This is a genomic window from Rhodoferax sp. GW821-FHT07G04, from assembly GCF_059418585.1.
The window spans coordinates 1435550-1452308 of sequence record NZ_JBWKQD010000001.1; the positions used below are offsets into that span (position 1 = coordinate 1435550).

Annotated in this window: 18 protein-coding genes; 13 read left to right on the plus strand and 5 right to left on the minus strand. The window is 60.0% G+C overall.

Annotated features, from left to right (window positions below; genetic code table 11):
- Positions 1 to 84 precede the first annotated feature (84 nt).
- The 6 genes from AC07OO_RS06590 to AC07OO_RS06615 all read left to right on the plus strand — a co-directional run bounded on the left by AC07OO_RS06590 (position 85) and on the right by AC07OO_RS06615 (position 4984).
- Positions 85 to 534, plus strand: a complete 450-nt coding sequence (locus AC07OO_RS06590; RefSeq protein WP_495081247.1) for an SRPBCC family protein — start codon at positions 85 to 87, stop codon at positions 532 to 534.
- 35 nt (positions 535 to 569) lie between these two features.
- Positions 570 to 1001 carry a VOC family protein gene (locus AC07OO_RS06595; protein ID WP_495081248.1) on the plus strand — a complete coding sequence of 144 codons (432 nt, stop codon included), beginning with the start codon at positions 570 to 572 and terminating at the stop codon, positions 999 to 1001.
- The gene (locus AC07OO_RS06600; RefSeq protein ID WP_495081249.1) at positions 998 to 1375 is read left to right on the plus strand and encodes a GFA family protein; all 378 of its coding nucleotides are present in this window, start codon (positions 998 to 1000) and stop codon (positions 1373 to 1375) included. The genes AC07OO_RS06595 and AC07OO_RS06600 overlap by 4 nt, the downstream gene beginning before the upstream one ends.
- Before the next feature lie 306 nt (positions 1376 to 1681).
- Positions 1682 to 3136 carry a PIN-like domain-containing protein gene (locus AC07OO_RS06605; protein WP_495081250.1) on the plus strand — a complete coding sequence of 485 codons (1455 nt, stop codon included), beginning with the start codon at positions 1682 to 1684 and terminating at the stop codon, positions 3134 to 3136.
- 379 nt (positions 3137 to 3515) lie between these two features.
- Positions 3516 to 4262, plus strand: coding sequence for a sulfite exporter TauE/SafE family protein (locus tag AC07OO_RS06610; protein WP_495081251.1), 747 nt, complete (start codon positions 3516 to 3518; stop codon positions 4260 to 4262).
- A gap of 65 nt (positions 4263 to 4327) precedes the next feature.
- Complete coding sequence (locus AC07OO_RS06615; protein WP_495081252.1) at positions 4328 to 4984, plus strand: CDGSH iron-sulfur domain-containing protein; 657 nt, start codon at positions 4328 to 4330, stop codon at positions 4982 to 4984.
- Here the strand turns inward: AC07OO_RS06615 and AC07OO_RS06620 are convergent, their stop codons facing one another.
- Together AC07OO_RS06620 and AC07OO_RS06625 are read right to left on the minus strand one after the other, a co-directional pair.
- The gene (locus AC07OO_RS06620; protein WP_495081253.1) at positions 4985 to 5929 is read right to left on the minus strand and encodes a response regulator; all 945 of its coding nucleotides are present in this window, start codon (positions 5927 to 5929) and stop codon (positions 4985 to 4987) included. It lies immediately after the preceding gene.
- A gap of 114 nt (positions 5930 to 6043) precedes the next feature.
- The gene (locus tag AC07OO_RS06625) at positions 6044 to 6961 is read right to left on the minus strand and encodes a LysR family transcriptional regulator (protein ID WP_495081254.1); all 918 of its coding nucleotides are present in this window, start codon (positions 6959 to 6961) and stop codon (positions 6044 to 6046) included.
- 97 nt (positions 6962 to 7058) lie between these two features.
- Here AC07OO_RS06625 and AC07OO_RS06630 point away from each other — a divergent pair, with 97 nt between their 5' ends.
- Positions 7059 to 8042, plus strand: a complete 984-nt coding sequence (locus AC07OO_RS06630; protein ID WP_495081255.1) for a zinc-binding dehydrogenase — start codon at positions 7059 to 7061, stop codon at positions 8040 to 8042.
- A gap of 78 nt (positions 8043 to 8120) precedes the next feature.
- Here AC07OO_RS06630 and AC07OO_RS06635 read toward each other — a convergent pair whose 3' ends face one another.
- Positions 8121 to 9926, minus strand: coding sequence for an alkaline phosphatase D family protein (locus AC07OO_RS06635; RefSeq protein WP_495081256.1), 1806 nt, complete (start codon positions 9924 to 9926; stop codon positions 8121 to 8123).
- A gap of 255 nt (positions 9927 to 10181) precedes the next feature.
- On the opposite strand from AC07OO_RS06635, the gene AC07OO_RS06640 reads away from it, so the two are divergent.
- Positions 10182 to 11426: a glycerophosphodiester phosphodiesterase family protein gene (locus tag AC07OO_RS06640; protein ID WP_495081257.1), complete on the plus strand. Its 1245-nt coding sequence runs from the start codon at positions 10182 to 10184 to the stop codon at positions 11424 to 11426.
- On the opposite strand, the gene AC07OO_RS06645 is transcribed toward AC07OO_RS06640, so the two are convergent.
- Positions 11423 to 12202 (minus strand): hypothetical protein, encoded by a 780-nt coding sequence (locus AC07OO_RS06645; RefSeq protein WP_495081258.1) that lies wholly within the window; start codon positions 12200 to 12202, stop codon positions 11423 to 11425. The genes AC07OO_RS06640 and AC07OO_RS06645 overlap by 4 nt on opposite strands.
- Positions 12203 to 12296: 94 nt before the next feature.
- Between AC07OO_RS06645 and AC07OO_RS06650 the strand changes: the two genes are divergently transcribed.
- The 3 genes from AC07OO_RS06650 to AC07OO_RS06660 all read left to right on the plus strand — a co-directional run bounded on the left by AC07OO_RS06650 (position 12297) and on the right by AC07OO_RS06660 (position 14929).
- Positions 12297 to 12869: a class I SAM-dependent methyltransferase gene (locus AC07OO_RS06650; protein ID WP_495081259.1), complete on the plus strand. Its 573-nt coding sequence runs from the start codon at positions 12297 to 12299 to the stop codon at positions 12867 to 12869.
- A 43-nt stretch (positions 12870 to 12912) separates the two neighbouring features.
- A complete protein-coding gene (locus tag AC07OO_RS06655; protein ID WP_495081260.1) occupies positions 12913 to 13647 on the plus strand; it encodes a tRNA-uridine aminocarboxypropyltransferase in 735 nt (244 codons plus the stop codon).
- 193 nt (positions 13648 to 13840) lie between these two features.
- Positions 13841 to 14929 carry a hypothetical protein gene (locus AC07OO_RS06660; RefSeq protein ID WP_495081261.1) on the plus strand — a complete coding sequence of 363 codons (1089 nt, stop codon included), beginning with the start codon at positions 13841 to 13843 and terminating at the stop codon, positions 14927 to 14929.
- Positions 14930 to 14962: 33 nt separating this feature from the next.
- Here AC07OO_RS06660 and AC07OO_RS06665 read toward each other — a convergent pair whose 3' ends face one another.
- On the minus strand, positions 14963 to 15196 hold the full coding sequence (locus AC07OO_RS06665; RefSeq protein WP_495081262.1) for a hypothetical protein: 234 nt from the start codon (positions 15194 to 15196) through the stop codon (positions 14963 to 14965).
- A gap of 229 nt (positions 15197 to 15425) precedes the next feature.
- Here AC07OO_RS06665 and AC07OO_RS06670 point away from each other — a divergent pair, with 229 nt between their 5' ends.
- Together AC07OO_RS06670 and AC07OO_RS06675 are read left to right on the plus strand one after the other, a co-directional pair.
- Positions 15426 to 15836: an OsmC family protein gene (locus AC07OO_RS06670; RefSeq protein WP_495081263.1), complete on the plus strand. Its 411-nt coding sequence runs from the start codon at positions 15426 to 15428 to the stop codon at positions 15834 to 15836.
- Positions 15833 to 16729: a pirin family protein gene (locus AC07OO_RS06675; protein ID WP_495081264.1), complete on the plus strand. Its 897-nt coding sequence runs from the start codon at positions 15833 to 15835 to the stop codon at positions 16727 to 16729. Before AC07OO_RS06670 ends, AC07OO_RS06675 begins: the two co-directional genes overlap by 4 nt.
- Positions 16730 to 16759: the final 30 nt, after the last annotated feature.

Sequence of the window (16759 nt, forward strand, 5' to 3'; positions counted from 1 at the left end):
GCTGTCCACAATCAAATGCGTGCCTTGTCGCAAGGCGTACACAACAAGGCATCACGATTCCGCAAACCAGGAGGAAAACACACCATGCCAAAACCCCACGCCGTCGAGCTGCACCGCGTCATCCGCGCCCAGCCTGACCGCATTTACAAGGCATTCTTGAATGCCGACGCCATGGCCAAGTGGCTGCCGCCCTATGGCTTTACCTGCACCGTGCACCACATGGAGGCCGTGGTTGGCGGCACGTTCAAGATGTCGTTCACCAACTTCGGCACCGGCAACGGCCACAGCTTTGGTGGCGAGTATCTGGAGCTGGTGCCCGCCAGCAAGATTTGCTACACCGACAAGTTTGACGACCCCAACATGCCCGGCACCATGAAGACCACCATCACCCTCACGCCCGTGCTCTGCGGCACCGAGCTAAGCGTGGTGCAAGAAGGCATTCCCCCAGCCATACCCGTGGAGATGTGCTACCTGGGCTGGCAAGAATCTTTGCTCCAACTGGCCACGCTGGTCGAGCCCAATATCCCCGGCTAACCCCACCCCCTCTCAACCCTCAAGGAGAAACCACCATGACACTAGAACCGTACCTGTTTTTCAACGGCCGCTGCGAAGAAGCCATGGCCTTCTACCAACAAGCCATTGGCGCGGAAGTGACTTTTCAAATGCGCATGAACGAAGCGCCCGAACCCCCACCACCCGGCGCCATACCCGCCGGCTTTGACAACAAGATCATGCACGCCAGCATGCGCGTGGGCGAGATGAATCTGATGGTGTCCGACGGCAACAGCAACATGCAGCCCAGCTTCAAAGGCTTCACGCTGAGCCTGGGCGTGGCCAATGCGGCCGAGGCCGACCGCAAGTTCACCGGGCTGCTGCAAGGCGGCGGCAAGGTGGTGATGCCACTGGGCAAGACATTCTGGTCGCCCTGCTTTGGCATGCTGGAAGACAAGTTTGGCGTGGGCTGGATGGTCATCGTGCCCGCACCGGAGGCCCCGCAATGAGCGCAACGAAAGACACAGCAACCATAACCACCTACAGCGGCAGCTGCCACTGCGGCCAGATCCAATTTGAAGTGGATGGCGAGCTGACCAGCGCCACCGACTGCAACTGCTCCATCTGCCAGCGCAAGGGCACGCTGATGTGGTTTGTGTCCCGCCCCCAGTTGCGCCTGTTGACCCCGCCCGACGCCATGCGCAGCTACACCTTCAACAAACACGCCATCCAGCACAACTTCTGCCCCACCTGTGGCATGCACCCCTTTGGCGTAGGCACAGACCCCAAAGGCAACGCCATGGCCGCGGTGAATATTCGCTGCCTGGAGGGGGTGGATGTGTATGCGATACCGGTGCACCACTATGACGGGCGGGCGTTGTAGATTGAAGGCGGCTGCACCGCTGCCACTTTCGTTCTAAAAGCCACTACGGTTTTGATAGCTGCTTCCACTCGCTGCATGCGGGCTGGCGGCTGATTCGTATCAAAGACCCCATACTGGGGCAAACACCACCTAGCCGCATGCCTACAAAGTAGGCATTATGGAATCAAGAGATTGCGTTCGCCGGACGGACAGACAACCCGTCATCCTTGTTTAGTTAGACCTCAATTAGAGAATCTCCATTTATACGCGGTTAGCGATGCTCTGAGTTTGCGTGGCAATGTCGCTCTCCCTTAGGGTGTAGTAAAAATGAAATCACTATTTCCCGGCTATTACCCGCCTACAGACGGGGAGTACCAACGCCTGTGGCAGGAGGCCACCGTTGTATTGGATACAAACGTCCTACTCAATCTCTATAGGCTTCCGACAACTACCCGAGACGAGTTGCTTACTGTTCTTGAAACAATGAAAGAGCGATTGTGGATACCTCACCAGGTTGCATTGGAGTTCCACAGGCGAAGACTAAACGTGATCGCTTCTGAGCGAAAGTCTATTGAAGAAGCTCTTCGTGCTGCCAGCGGCTTTGTTGTCGAGCTAAAACAAAAAGTGGATGCGTTGCAAATCGACAAACGAGGTATAGGTGTTGATCCACAACCGCTGCTAGAAGACATCGACAAAGCCAATCTAAAGCTGATTGATGCCATTCAAGCCGCTCATCAAGCCCAGCTTGACATCAGTGCTTCTGACCCTATCCGCGAAAGACTTGATCTACTTTTTTTGAATCGCGTGGGCAATGGCCCCACTTCCCAGAACGAGCTAAACGCCCTAATTGAAGGTGGAGACGCTCGATTTGCGGAACGCATCCCTCCAGGCTTTGCAGATTTGGAGAAGGACAAGAACCCAAACGAGGCTAGTTTTGTTCACGACCATCTCAAGTTTCCGCGGAAATTTGGAGATCTAATTCTTTGGCGCCAACTGATCCGTCACGCAGCCAATCATGGCGTGAAGGCCGTGCTTTTTATCACCGAAGATAAGAAAGAAGACTGGTGGTGGAAGGAACAAGGAAAAACAGTAGGACCGCATCCAGAACTCGTTCGTGAAATTATGAGGGATGGGAAAGTCGAACTCTACTGGATGTATTCGTCAGTGCAATTCGTTGAACATGCAAACAAATACGCTGCTGCGTCCGTCTCATCTGAAGCAGTTGACGAATTGAAGCAAGTTGCGCTTACCCCTGATAGTCGTTTCGGATTTGGTCGCAACCACACCGCACTCGAACTGGAGGACTCCGAAACGCCGTCTCACTCACTCTCGGAATACTTTCACTTCGAACACTCGTATCATCTAGAAGCCCAAAGGGCTGTTTTTGTCTGGCTTTCACAGCGGCATGAAACCATTCATCAAGGCAGGGGAGAGTTCCCGGACTTCATCTCAATGGAAATGGGTGGAATTCACGGCTTCTCCGTAAAAGCTACTGGCAACTTGGGAGACGGGTTATCGGTGTCCTCTCCCATCCACGGCGCTCTTCTTCGTGGGTACATGGAGATGCGAGACGGCCACATCTCACAATTCACATTGGTTATCGTCATCACTCTAGACGATTGGAAAAAGAGTCGTCCCACCGAACGAGCATTTGATATTGACACCCGTTTAGCTCGGCTGGTCAATAAGTATCCTCACACAAGCGTACTGGTCGGGGCTCTAGTTGACGGTCGGTTCGAAAAGCTCACCCACCAACAACACCACTCATTTGGAATCGGATAGAAACCTGTAGCCGGCAACCGAACCGCTGTAGTGAGGACCCAGCAGTTGCTGCAAAGAAGTCACTACGCATTGCGATATGCGTCTACTCACAAAACACCCGCCTATTACTCAATGACTGGAGCAGGCGCCGTTCGACGCGAATGCTGACACCCGCACTAAGCACCGGCCTTAGTCTTTTCGCAACACGACTGCTTCCGAGTGGCGCGACATCCTCTCGACGACCTTCAGCTTTTCATGAGACACTGCCACCGCGATAAGCACCGATGTTGCCGTCAGTGCCTCGGGCCGTCCTGACTATGATGAACCCCGAGGTACCTCATCTCAGCTCCCCACTCGCGGAACTTTCAATGTTCAACCACATGACGGCTGCTACACCCCCTTGATCACCGACCCCTACTTCTACGCAGTAACCATCCCCGCCGTCCTGCTGCTGGGCATCAGCAAAAGCGGCTTCGGCGCAGGCTTTGGCTCCTTGGCCGTGCCCATGATGGCGCTGGCCGTCACCGTGCCGCAGGCGGCGGCCATTCTGATGCCGGTGCTGCTGTTGATGGACATCCTGGGCATGGCCGCTTTTCGCAAGGACTTTGACCGCGCGCTGTTGCGCTTCATTCTGCCCTTCGGGGTGCTGGGCATCGTCGTGGGGGCGTTGCTGTTCAAGCTGCTGAATGCGCACACGGTGGCGGCTATCGTGGGGGTGTTCACGCTGCTGTTCCTGGCGCAGCGCCTGTTGTTTCCGCCCAAGCCCAACAGCCCGCTACCGCCCAAGTGGCTGGGTGCGGTGCTGACCACGCTGTCGGGCTTCACCAGTTTCGTGGCGCATGCGGGCGGCCCGCCCATCAATGCGTATGTGATCCCGCTCAAGCTGTCGCCGGTCAAGTTCACCGCCACGATGGCGTTTTTCTTCTTTGTGGTGAATCTGTGCAAGTGGATTCCCTATGCCTGGCTGGGCCTGCTGGACACGCGCAACATGACCACATCACTGGTGCTGCTGCCCCTTGCGCCCATTGGGGTGTGGATTGGCGTGCACTGGGCGCGCCGCATCAGCCAGGTGGTGTTCTACCGTTTCCTCTATGCGGGCATGCTGCTGACGGGGTTGAAGCTGGTGTGGGATGGCTTGCTGGCTTAGCGGCTGGGCGTCCATAATCTTCGTTACATCCGTTTCAGCACGACAGAAACAAAGGAGCACGCACCATGGCCCTGGAAGTTGTCACCGGCACTGAAGCCACCATCCACTTCGATGCGCAAAAGTGCATCCACTCGCGTGGCTGCGTGCTGTCGCACCCCGATGTGTTTGTGCCCAATGTGCAGGGTGCATGGATACACCCCGACGCGCAGTCGGTGGAGGAATTGATGCACGTGGCCAAGAACTGCCCCTCGGGCGCCATCCGCGTGGTGCGCAATGCGCCGCCGGCCGCAGGCCAGGCGGCCAATGCTGAGGGCGCGCCCATCGTCAACACGGTGCGGGTGCGAGAAAACGGCCCACTGGCCATTGAGGCCGAGTTGCTGATTGGCGGCGTGGCACAGGCATCGCCCCGCGCCACACTGTGCCGTTGTGGCCAGTCGCAGAACAAGCCGTTTTGCGACGGCAGCCATGGCGCGGCAGGCTTTATGGCCAGTGGTGAACCTGCGGCACAGGCGTTTGAGGCGCTGGCGGTGCGCAATGGCCCGGTGGATGTGCAGCCCCGACCCAACGGCCCGCTGCGTATCGTGGGCAACTTGGAAGTAGTAAGCGGCACCGGCCACACCTGCAACAAGGTGACCGAGACCTACCTGTGCCGCTGCGGCCAATCCAAAAACAAGCCCTATTGCGACGGCAGCCACAAGGCAGCGGGCTTTGTGGCCGCTTGATCACAGCAGGTCGGCGGGCCGCGACATGCGGTAGTCGTTTTTCCCAGAATGCTTGGCCTGGTACAGGGCAATATCAGCACTCTTCATCAGCGCCTCCGCATCTTCGCCATGGACGGGATAAACACTGAGACCAACGCTGGCAGTAAGGCCTACGTCGCGGTCTTGGATGCGGTAGGGTTGCGAGACGGCCTGTATCACCTTGGCCCCCAGCTCAGCAGCATCGTCGGCATGGCTCAATTCCGGTAACGCGATCATGAATTCATCGCCACCCAAACGCGCCACCGTGTCTACTTGGCGTACGGTAGCCACCAGACGACCAGCCACCTGGCGCAACAGATCGTCCCCCCCATCATGACCCAGGGTGTCGTTGATCTGTTTAAAACCGTCCAAATCGATAAACATCACTGCCATGGTGCCCTGGTTCCTGCGCGCATGGGCAATGGCCAAGGCGAGCCGGTCCATCAACAACCGTCTATTGGGTAGCCTGGTCAACTCGTCATGGAGCGCCAGGGATTTCAGTGCATGGTTTTGTTGATCGAGTCGTTTGTAAAGCAACCGCACCTCCAGCATGTTGCGGATGCGCATAGTGAGCTCGACCAAATCAAACGGTTTGGCGATAAAGTCCTTTGCACCGGCGGCAAGCGCCCGCAGCTTTTCGTTCGTATGCCCTGTGATCACCAGGATAGGAACGTAGCCAACGGTTTCAATCTCCCGCATGGACTCCATCACTTTATATCCGTCCATGCCTGGCATCTGCAGATCCAGCAGTATCAGGTCATATTGATTACCCTGGTGCAGTGCGCAGACGGCTTGGGGATCCGTCGTCGTGGCAATGCATTGAAAGCCGGCGCCACGCAAGAGCTCCTCCAGCAAGTCAACATTCGCTTTCTGATCGTCAACGATCAGAATACTGGCGCTCAAAATATCGGCAGTTGTGATGACCATGGATCTCTTGGCAACGCTATGCCTGTTTGTGTGCGCTTGGGGTGCCGTACTGAACATAGCGGCATCCACAGTGGGGTGTTTACAGGCATGTCCAGCAAACTGCACTATTGGCATCTAGCCGCCGGTCTTCTGTGCGCCTGCAGACATACGCCCTTCAGCAATGTATTGCCACAACTTGCTGGCAATAGGTCCATGACTCACATCGCGGCGGCGCGCGGCCACCACATCGACCGTGCCGCCGCGGAAGTGTTTGCCGGCAATGGACACCAGTTTGCCCAGCCGCAGGTCTTCTTCCACCAGGAAATGCGGCATGTGGCCCCAGCCCATGCCTTGCAGGATCAGCTCGCGCTTCATCAACTGGTCTGCCACGGTCCAGCGGCGGGCGCCTTCGATGAGGTAGTAGTCGCGGTCGCGCGGTTGCTTGGCCGTGTCGCGGATCACGCATTGCACGTAGTCGCGCATCTGCTCGGGGGTGATGGCATCGGTGATGCCGAATTGCAAAAACCCGGGCGCCACCACGGGCACCAGTTGCACGCCAAACAGGTCGACATAGTCCAGGCGCACATCGGCCTTGTCGATGTAGTGCAGGATCAAATCGGCATCGCCTTCAAACAGGCGCTCCCAGGGGCCAGAGATGGCGTCAAAGTGCAGGTGCAGGCGTGTGCTCGGGTAGCTGTCGAAGAAGCCGCGCAGCAGGCCCAGCGTGGATGCCAGCGGGCACAGGTCACCAATGACCACGCGCAGTTCGCTTTCTTCTCCGGCCGCCAGTTTGGCGGCGTGCGCCTTCAGGCCGCGCAGTTCGCCCAGGAACAACTGCGCCCGCGCGTGAAAGGCACGCCCTTCGTCGCTCAGCACCACGCGGTAGCCACTGCGGTTGAGCAGCTTCAGGCCCAGTTGGTTCTCCAGGTTTTTGACGGCCGAGAACACGGTGGGCTGTGCGCGCAGCAGTTGGTCCGCCGCCGCCTGAAAGCTGCCGGCGGTGACCACTGCGTCAAAGCACTGCAGCTGGTGCAGGGTGATGCCGTCAATCATTCAAAAACCTGATTGTCTTTATAGAAACTTAATTCTATTAATAAATCAACAGCCTACCTAGACTCGCCTTCCTCAACCAACTGAAAGCGAGCAAAACATGCAGGCAATAGTGATCAAGCAATACGGCGGCCCTGAGGTGCTGGTGGTAGAAGACCGCCCGACGCCCGCCGCCGCACCGGGCCAGGTGTTGATCGATGTGAAGGCCTTTGGGCTGAACCAGGCGGAGGTGTATTTCCGCTCCGGTGCCTGGGGCGATGTGGCCGAGGTCACGGGCATCGAGTGCGTGGGCACCGTGCGGGCCGACCCCAGCCAGCGCTTCGCGCCGGGCCAGAAGGTGCTGGCGGTGGTGGGCGGCATGGGGCGCAGCATCAACGGCAGCTATGCTGAGGTGGTGTCGGTGCCGCTGAGCAATGTGGTGGCGATTGATAGCGACTTGCCATGGGCCGAGCTGGCCGCCATTCCGGAAACCTATGCCACGGCCTGGTCCTGCCTGCACGGTGTGCTGGCCCTGCAAGAAGGGCAGACGGTGGTGGTACGCGGCGCCAGCTCTGCACTGGGCCAAGCGGCTATCAACATCGCCAAGCTGGCGGGTGCGCGCGTGGTGGCCACCACGCGCACGCTAGACCGCGCGCCCATGCTGCAGGCGCTGGGCGCGGGCGATGTGCTGGTGCACGAACTGGCGCTGGCCACGGCCGTGCGCGCATTGGTGCCCGGCGGCGTGGACGCGGTGCTGGACCTGATTGGCAACACCACGGTTCTGGATTCACTGGCCATGCTCAAGCGCGGCGGCACGGCGTGCCTGGCGGGCTTCTTGGGCGGCGGCGGGCCTTTGACGCTGGAGCCGGTGTTTCAGATTCCCAGCGGTGTGCGGCTCTGCGTGTTTGGCAGTGCCTTGGTGCTGGGGGGTGCTGAGTTTCCGCTGTCAGAGATTCCGTTTCAGACCATCGTGGACCACTGCGCGGCTGGCACTTTCAAAGCCAAGCCAGCCAAGGTCTTCGGCTTCATGCAGATCCAAGAGGCGCACCGCCTGCTGGAGTCGGGGCAGGCGGGCGGCAAGATCGTGGTGACGCTGCAAGGGTGAGTCAAGTGGCAAATGCTCTGCAATTAATAGCAATACAACCATATTTCACGGGGGCTATCGGCAGGCTCAGGCGTATGTTCACGCGTACGTGACAGCGCCCGTGGTGGCCACGGTGATGGTTTTATCCGTGGTAGCCACATATTTTTTGGACTTGACGGTGTCCACGAACACATACTCGCCCTGAACGGATGCCGCGGTGGCCGTCATCAGCAGGTAGCCGCGGCGCGTGGTTTCGGCATAGTTGAGGTTACTCATCAGCCCCATGCCGTTGCCATGCACTCCAGGGACGGCTGCAGTGCCGTCCATCGCACTGGACAGGGTGCCCAACCCCGCGACCTCCCACCCGGCGGAGGTGACCGACGCGCAAGCGAACTCAAAGCCCACCCTCTCACCGGCCAGCGTCGTGAGATTGGAGAACCACGCGTTGTGGGAGTCGCCCGACAACGTGATCAGTTTTTTGCCCTGTGCCTTGAAGGCTTGCAGAATGGTTTCTCGCTGGGTGGGATAGCCGTCCCATGCGTCCAGGTTGTAGGGAATGTACGGGTTAGTGGTGGCGCTGACCAGTGCCGCCTGCGCTGCCGTACGGGCTGTGGCGGGCATTACCTTGGCCGCCAGGTAGTCGGCGGCAGATTTCAGCGCGGCGTGCTGACTGGCCGCTGTGCGATCTATGGCGGCGGCAAAGCCGGCTTGGATCACTTTGGCGGGAAGCCACATGCGCGCCATGACGTCCTGGTTGCCCAGGATCTGCCAAGTCGCAGTAGAGGCGGCCATACCGCTGGTGAGCCAGTCTTGTTGGGTGGTGCTCATCATGTGGTGGCCGGCGTCGGCGCCGCTGCTCTGGGCGCTGGTGTAGCGCGCCAGCCCGCCGTCGGCATCACCATGGCCTTCGTACTGCTGATCGCGCCCTTCGATGCGGGTGTCCAGCATATGCAGCGTGAAGATGTTGCCAAAGTCGAAACGGCGGTAGATCTTCAGCAGGTTGTTCGCATCGGGCGTGCGGATAGGCATCCACTCGTGGTACACGCGGGCGGCTACGGCCTTGCGTGTGCTCCAGTTGCCCTGGGTCGTGGTGTTGTGGTTCCCGGCACCGCCCACCCACGCGTTGTTGGCGAATTCATGGTCGTCCCACACGGTGATCCATGGCATGGCGGCGTGCAGGGCCTGCAGGTCAGGGTCGGAGCGGTACAAAGCGTAGCGGGCGCGGTAGTCTTCCAGGCTGACGATGTCGTTGGCGGGAGCCATCACACGGATCGCTGCCGCCGCTTCGAGGTTGCCGGACGTGGCAGGGTCCGAGCCGTATTCGTAGATGTAGTCGCCCAGGTGGATAGCGTATTGCGCGCCCGATTGGGCGGCTGCTTCATACACGTTGAAGTAGCCCGCCGAATACATCGCGCATGAGAAGACGGCAAATTTCACGCTGGCCGCGTTGCTGGCAGGCAGCGTGCGTGTGGTGCCCACCGCCGACGCATTGCGCCCGGCGTCCATGAAGCGGTAGTAGTAGGTATTGCCCGCAGAGAGGCCGGTAGCGTCTACCTTGCTGGTGAACGCGGTGCTAGCGGTAGCGGTCACGCTGCCGGAAGCTACGATGGTGTCAAACGTGCTGCTGGTGCTGACCTGCCAGATCAGGGGCACGTTGGCATTCGAGTTGGGGATCTTGGCGTGGGTCCAGAGCATGACGCGGTCGGCCAGCGGATCTCCGCTAGCCACGCCATAGCGGTATTCAGCAGCCGGGTGTTCGGCCACCGCCGCGCCGGAGTTCGTGCCGGTTTCCCCACTGGTGCCGCCCCCGCACCCCACTAGGGCTACTCCACTGGTGCTGACGGCGGCTACGGCGCCCGCCGATTGGATGAGAAATTTGCGGCGGTCTGGGTGCTCTTGCGACATGGGGTTTGGGGCGTCCAGTGAGCAACCCCGCGTTGACAAAAATTTAATGTAGCCTGACTATCTCTTAGTTGTTACCAAATGTTTGTAAAGTTGAATTAGCTACTTCTTTTATAGCGTCATCGCCATATTTCACGTGGGATAGCGAAATATTTATGAAACATTAATCTGTTACATATTGTGCAACCCCAATCCCCGAGTTGGGCAGGCAACATCCGCCATGCTTTGGCTACCACCACCATCCATAGGTTTACCCACATGCACGACCCTCGACCCCTTCTCAAGATCTGCAGCTCTGCTGCGTTGCTGGCGTGTAGCCTTGCCGCCACCGCGCAAGACAGCCAAACCAGCAAGATCACCAACATCCAGGTCGGGCCACGCCCCTACTTTCTGGTGAACGACATGCTGGACAGCCCGCTGAAGACCAAGCTGCAGAGCTGCGGCAATGGCCCGTTCAAGCGCACCTATTTCTCCATAGGCCACCGCGGCGCGGCGATGATGTTCCCAGAGCACACCAAAGAGTCTTACGAAGCCGCAGCGCGCATGGGCGCGGGCATTGTGGAGTGCGATGTGACCTTTACCAAAGACAAAGAGCTGGTCTGCCGCCACGCGCAGAACGACCTGCACACTACCACCAACATCCTGGCGACGCCGCTGGCTGCCAAATGCACAAAACCTTTCACGCCCTACAACGCGGCCACCAACACGCCCGCATCGGCCGAGTGCCGCACCAGCGACATCACGCTGGCCGAGTTCAAGACGCTGCGCGGCAAGATGGACGCCTTCAACCCCAAGGCCACCACGGTGCAAGAGTTCCTGGGCGGCACCGCCAACTGGCGCACCGACCTGTATGCCGGCCCCACCAGCGGCACGCTGATGACGCACCAGGAGAGCATCGCGCTGTTCACCCGGTTAGGCGTCAAGATGACGCCCGAGCTGAAGGTACCCGTGGTGCCCATGCCGTTTGACGGCTTTAGCCAAGAGGCCTATGCGCAGAAGATGATCGACGCCTACAAAGACGCCAAGGTGCCGGCCAGCAATGTGTTTGCCCAGTCCTTCAGCAAGGACGACATCTTGTACTGGGTGAAGCACGAGCCCGCGTTTGGCAAGCAGGCCGTGTTTCTGGACGAGCCCCAAACGGCAGCCAACCTGCCCAGCCTGGAGAAGCTGCAGAGCTACAAGAAAGACGGCATCCAGATCGTGGCGCCGCCCATCTTTGCACTGCTGGATGTGGACAAGGACGGCAAGCTGATCCCATCCGCCTACGCCAAGAACGCCAAGGCCGCCGGCCTGAACATCATCACCTGGAGCCTGGAGCGATCCGGCGTCATGGCCAGCGGCCATGGCGGCTGGTACTACCAGACGGTCAACGCTGCGATGAACCGCGAAGGCGACATCCTGCAAGCGCTGGATGTGCTGGCCAAGGACGTGGGCATCATGGGCATCTTCTCGGACTGGCCGGCTACGGTGACGTATTACGCGAATTGCATGGGCTTGGATTAGGCCTCAAGCCCTTCAACCGTCTCCCAAAACCAAGCCTGTGCCTGTTCATGCTTGCGCTCCAGATCGGCCAGGTCGCTGACGAACATCAGCTGCCGGATGCGGACCACCACGTCGGCGGGTAAGTCGCGGTCCAGGTAACGCAGGCCGAAGTTGCGCAGGTGGGGGCAGTGGCGTATGCGCAGGGCCTCGACCAGGGGGCGCAGGGTCATGGCGTGGTAGAAGCTCAGCGCCTCCACCGCGCGGCCGCGCAGGCGCTCCTTGGTGGGGATGTGCTGAAACATGTCAAACGCCGAGCGCAGTGCGGGCAGGCGGGCCTTGGCTTGCGCCATGTCCGCTGAGGCGTCGATGTGTTTGGTCTGCAGCAGGTCGTAGCGGTCCAGCCACGTAGTGCCTTTGCCATGCAGCTCCACCTCACGGAACATCAAGGGGTCGCCGCGGCGCAGTATGACCAGGTCCACCACCAAAAATGGAGCCGCATCGCGCAGCCGGTAGAAGCGCTGCTGGTAGCCCACGGTGCCGGTGATGTCGTGGCGCAGGTCTATGGGGCTGAGCACTGACAGCGCGGCTTCGACGGCATCGAACACGGCGGCCACGGCGTCGTCGTCCACCACCAGCACGGCATCTACGTCGGACAGCTCGTCCATGTAGGTGAAGGCGGCGCTGCCGCCCTCCCACGCGGCGCAGACACTAGCGTTGTGCTCCAAGACCTGGCGCAGTGTGGTGATGAGGCGCGCGCGGGTGATGGTTGTTTCTGCTGCTGTTGTTTCGTTGGTCATGGTGCGGCACGATTCATGTTCTGCAGTTGCATCCGCTGGCTTGCAACGCGGGTAACATTTCCAGTGGAACAAATAAACATTAGTGAGGCATTCAATGAAATTGAATATGGGTTGTGGTCACCACAAAGTAGAGGGTTATCTCAACGTTGACCTGTCACCCGAATGTCAACCGGATTTGGTGTGCGATTTGGAAGTGCTTCCTTGGATTTGGGCCGACGATTCGGTTGAAGTAGTCCGATTTAATCATTGCCTAGAACATCTGGGGCAAGAATCAAAAGTGTTTCTTGGAATGATGAAAGAGTTGTACCGAATTTGCAAAAACGAAGCCACCATCGAAATCAATGTGCCACACCCCCGGCACGACAACTTCATCGGTGATCCGACGCATGTTCGGGTGATTACACCCCAGTTGCTTTCGTTGTTTGATCGGCGATTGAATGACGAGTGGAAAAAGTCAAATGCTGCCAGCACACCCCTTGCGCACTACCTGGGTGTTGACTTTGTGGTTACAAAAGCAATGACCGTACTGGCCGAACCCTACGGTCAGCTCTTTCATAGTGGGAAAATTTCTGCCCCTGATATGGAAACACTTGTTCGGGAGAGAAACAATATAGTTTCTGAATATCGAATAGAAATGGTTGCAAGAAAATTAGCGCCACGCAAGTGATTGCGCCGCATTTTTCAACGCGACTATGTTCACTGTCCGCTGCATGCCCCACGCCGTCTCGCGCCTGCGCACCGCCCGCTTGGCCCGCAGCTCCAAGCCCTTTCGCGCCCGCGGGGGGTCAGACCAGGCGCGCTGTACCGGTTGCCGCCTGGTGGTGAGCCACTGCCTGTGCGCCGTGCGCCCGGTGGTGGCCACCCAGGCCGGCGTGTGCCTGATCATGGCGGACATCGAGGCGCTGAAGCCCAGCAACACCGGCTGGCTGATTGCCGATGTGGTGGCCGACACCTTTGCCTTTGGCTGGGCACGCACCGAGGTAGACCCTGCGCTGCTGGCCCTGCTGGCCGATCCGCAGTGGCAGCCGTATGTGGTGTTTCCAGGGGAGTTTGTGGAAGCGGAGCGCGTCGTCTCGCAGGTACAGCCTGTTGAGGCGTCCAAAGACAAGCGACCACTCTTCATCCTACTAGACGCTACCTGGCCCGAGGCGCGCAAGATGTTCCGCAAGAGCCCATACCTGGACAGGTTCCCGGTGCTGAGCCTGGCCTCGGACCAGATCTCGCGCTACAAGCTACGCCGCTCCCGCCGCGACGACCATTTCTGCACCAGCGAGGTAGCCGCCTTGTGCCTGGACCTGGCGGGCGAATCCCACGCCGCGCAGACGCTAGACGCATATCTGGACGTATTCACCCACCACTACCTGCGGGCCAAGAACCAGCTTCCGGCGCAGTGGGATGGCGAAGCGCACGCGCGGTTACGCAGCCTGGTTCAGCCGCAAAGCTGAGAATACTATCAATTTGGTAGCACAATCATAATATGTGGCGTGGGCTAGAGGCCGATTTCTCACAAGCACATCTGGCACAAAGAGCCTTTGAAGGTACAAGGCAGTTACCAAACCCGAACCCCAGGTTTTCCCCCATAAGGGCGCAAAAAGCGGTGTTTTCAAATTAAGCTCTGCGTTGGGAGGAAATCTATCTATGTCAGCTAACTGGTTGTTTGAACACGTGCGGCGCACCAGCCGCAACCGCATCATCTTCGCAGGCCTTGTCGCCGCAGCGGCCATCGGCCTGGTGGCCTTCAACGCCACCTATCTGCGCAACGCGCACAACGGCCCGGTCACGGTGGAGCCCGCCGCACTGGCTGCAGCCACATCGCCACAGTCCCTACCCAGCCCCTGGATTCATGTGAAGGTGGGGGACTTGCTGGACACGGGCATAGAAGAAATCAGCGTGCGCAAAAAGCGCGGCGTAGAGCGTAGCCGCAGCGTATCGGCACGTTACTACATGGCACCGGTGAATGACCGCCTGCTGCTGGTCAAGGTACGTAGCAGCGATGAGCCCAACAAAGACCTGGTGGGTGAGCTGATGCCGCTGGAGCCCGGTGTGGCGAGTTCATTGTTCAGCGGCGACGGCGAGCGCCTGAAGGATGTGGTGCTGCCGCTGGAGCTGGACACCCATGACTACAGCACCGAGGCCGGCATGCTATGGTGGATCGTAGGGCTGTCGCTGTTGGGTGCCATCGTGTACGCGGCTATCGCCTGGATGCGCAGCAAGAACCCTGCAAGCCACCCAGCCCTAAAACGCGCCGCCCAGTGGGCCGGCGTGGATGAAGTGGCGCAATGGGTGAAGAAGGAGCAGGCCGGCGCGCAGACCGTGGGTGACTGGAAGCTGAGCGACCACTACCTGGTGCGCAACGGGATTCTGAACTTCGACCTGCACAACACCGACGAGCTGCTGTGGGCCTATGCACTGGTGACCAAGAAGAAGGTGTACTACGTGATACCGGCGGGTTCATCCCACTCGCTGATACTGAAGTGGGGCAAGGCCAACGTCAAGATTGACGCCAAAGAGCCCGTCGTCATCGCGGCCCTGCAACGCGTTGCCGAGAATCAACCCTGGGTCGCTCTGGGCTGGACCAAGGACACCGAAAAGCTGTTCAACAAACGCGGTGGCGGCTTTGCCAGCGAGATTGCACGTGCCAAGCAACAGTGGATCCAGTCCCAGGCCGCCAAGGCGCCTGTGGAGCGGGAGCACCTGCCGACAGAGCCCATGCCGTTGTCGGCCTAGGCTTCACACCCCCGCGTTAAAGGCGCTGGCGGCTTAGCGCCAGCCGCGGTGCCAACCGTAGCCCGGATGGCGCCAGCCCCAGCCATAGCGGGCGTGGTACTGCCATGCATAGCCCACGCCGGGCGCGGCATAGGTAGGCGCCACGTAGACCACGCCTGCTGGTGCAGCGTAGGCGGGTTCTACATAAGGGGGCGCAACCACGCAGCCGGTCAGGGCGGCCGCTGCACAGGCTGCAGCTACAAGGGTCAGGCTTCTGGAATATTTCATAACGGATGCTCCTGGTGGATGGGGCAAAAGTCTCTTTTGCTCACCCTTCCCCAACGCCGGCCAGGGCTCTGGTGTGGACCCTGTTACGTAAAGCTGGCGCAAACCTGCGCATGCAATCGTATCGCTCAGGTTACAACTGCCGGCCCGGCAGACTGCGACCACAGACCTCCGGCAGCACGGCTTACACTGGGCTCCAGCCCCACGCAACAACAAAGCCGACGCATCCGCCATGACCATTCAACTCCAACGCAAACCCAACGCAGCACTGGCTAGCACGCTGCAGATCCGCGACCACGCCCTCGTCACCGACGTGTCTGCTGCCGAAGGCGGTGCCGACGAGGGCCCCAGCCCGCATGACCTGTACGACGCAGCGCTGGGCGCATGCAAGGCCTTGACCGTGATGTGGTTTGCCAAGAAAAAAGGCTTTGCGGTGGATGACATCCGTACCGAGGTGGTCAGCGACAACAGCCAGGAGCGCGCGGGTGTCTACAAGCTCAGCACCAAACTGGTCATCAGCGGCGCGCTCAGCGATGCCGAGTTGGCCCAGCTGGCGGCAGTGGCCGAGAAATGCCCCGTGCACAAGCTGATGACGGCCGTGACCACCGAAATCTCTACCCACGTGGAGCGCGCAGCATCATGAGCGCCACCACCACGCCACAACTGCTCAGCGCCCACAGCAAAGACCTGGGCGGCGGCTTCATGGTGCGCCGCCTGTTGCCCGCCGCGCAGCGGCAGGCCGTGGGGCCTTTCATCTTCTTCGACCACTTTGGCCCGGTCACCATCACCCCGGCCGACAACCACGATGTGCGGCCCCACCCCCACATCGGCTTGGCCACGCTGACCTATCTGTTTGACGGCGTGATTCTGCACCGCGACAACCTTGGCTATACGCAGCGCATAGAACCCGGCGCCATCAACTGGATGACGGCGGGCAGCGGCATCGTGCACTCCGAGCGCAAACCCGAGGCCGAGCGCCATGTCAGCTACACCAACCACGGCCTGCAGCTGTGGCTGGCGTTGCCCGAGTCTGATCAAGAAGTGCAAGCCAGCTTCACGCACACACCTGCACATGCGATACCCGAGGTGCGCGATGGCGCGGCCACAGTGCGCGTGCTGGTGGGCCAGGCGCTGGGCGCAGAGTCCCCGGTGGCCACGCTATCCCCCACGCTGTATCTGGACGTGCAATTGCCCGCAGGCGCGAGTTGGACCTTGCCCCAGCTGGCCGAAGAACAGGCCGTGTACGCCGTGCAAGGCGATCTGCAGGTGGGTGCTGAGTTGCTTCCGCCTTACACGATGGCCGTGCTGGCCGATGCCATGGTGTTGACGGCCGGGCCGGATGGCGCGCGCTTTGTCGTGGTGGGCGGCCAGCCGCTGGGGCGGCGCTTTATCTGGTGGAATTTTGTATCCACCAGCAAGGAGCGCATCGAACAGGCCGGGCGCGACTGGACGGCCGGCAATGCCGACGCAGGCATGGGCCAGGTGCCCGGCGAGACCGAGCGCATTCCACTGCCCGAGCGCACGCGCCCGGCGTGATGTTCGGCGCCAATGATTGATTGAAGGACA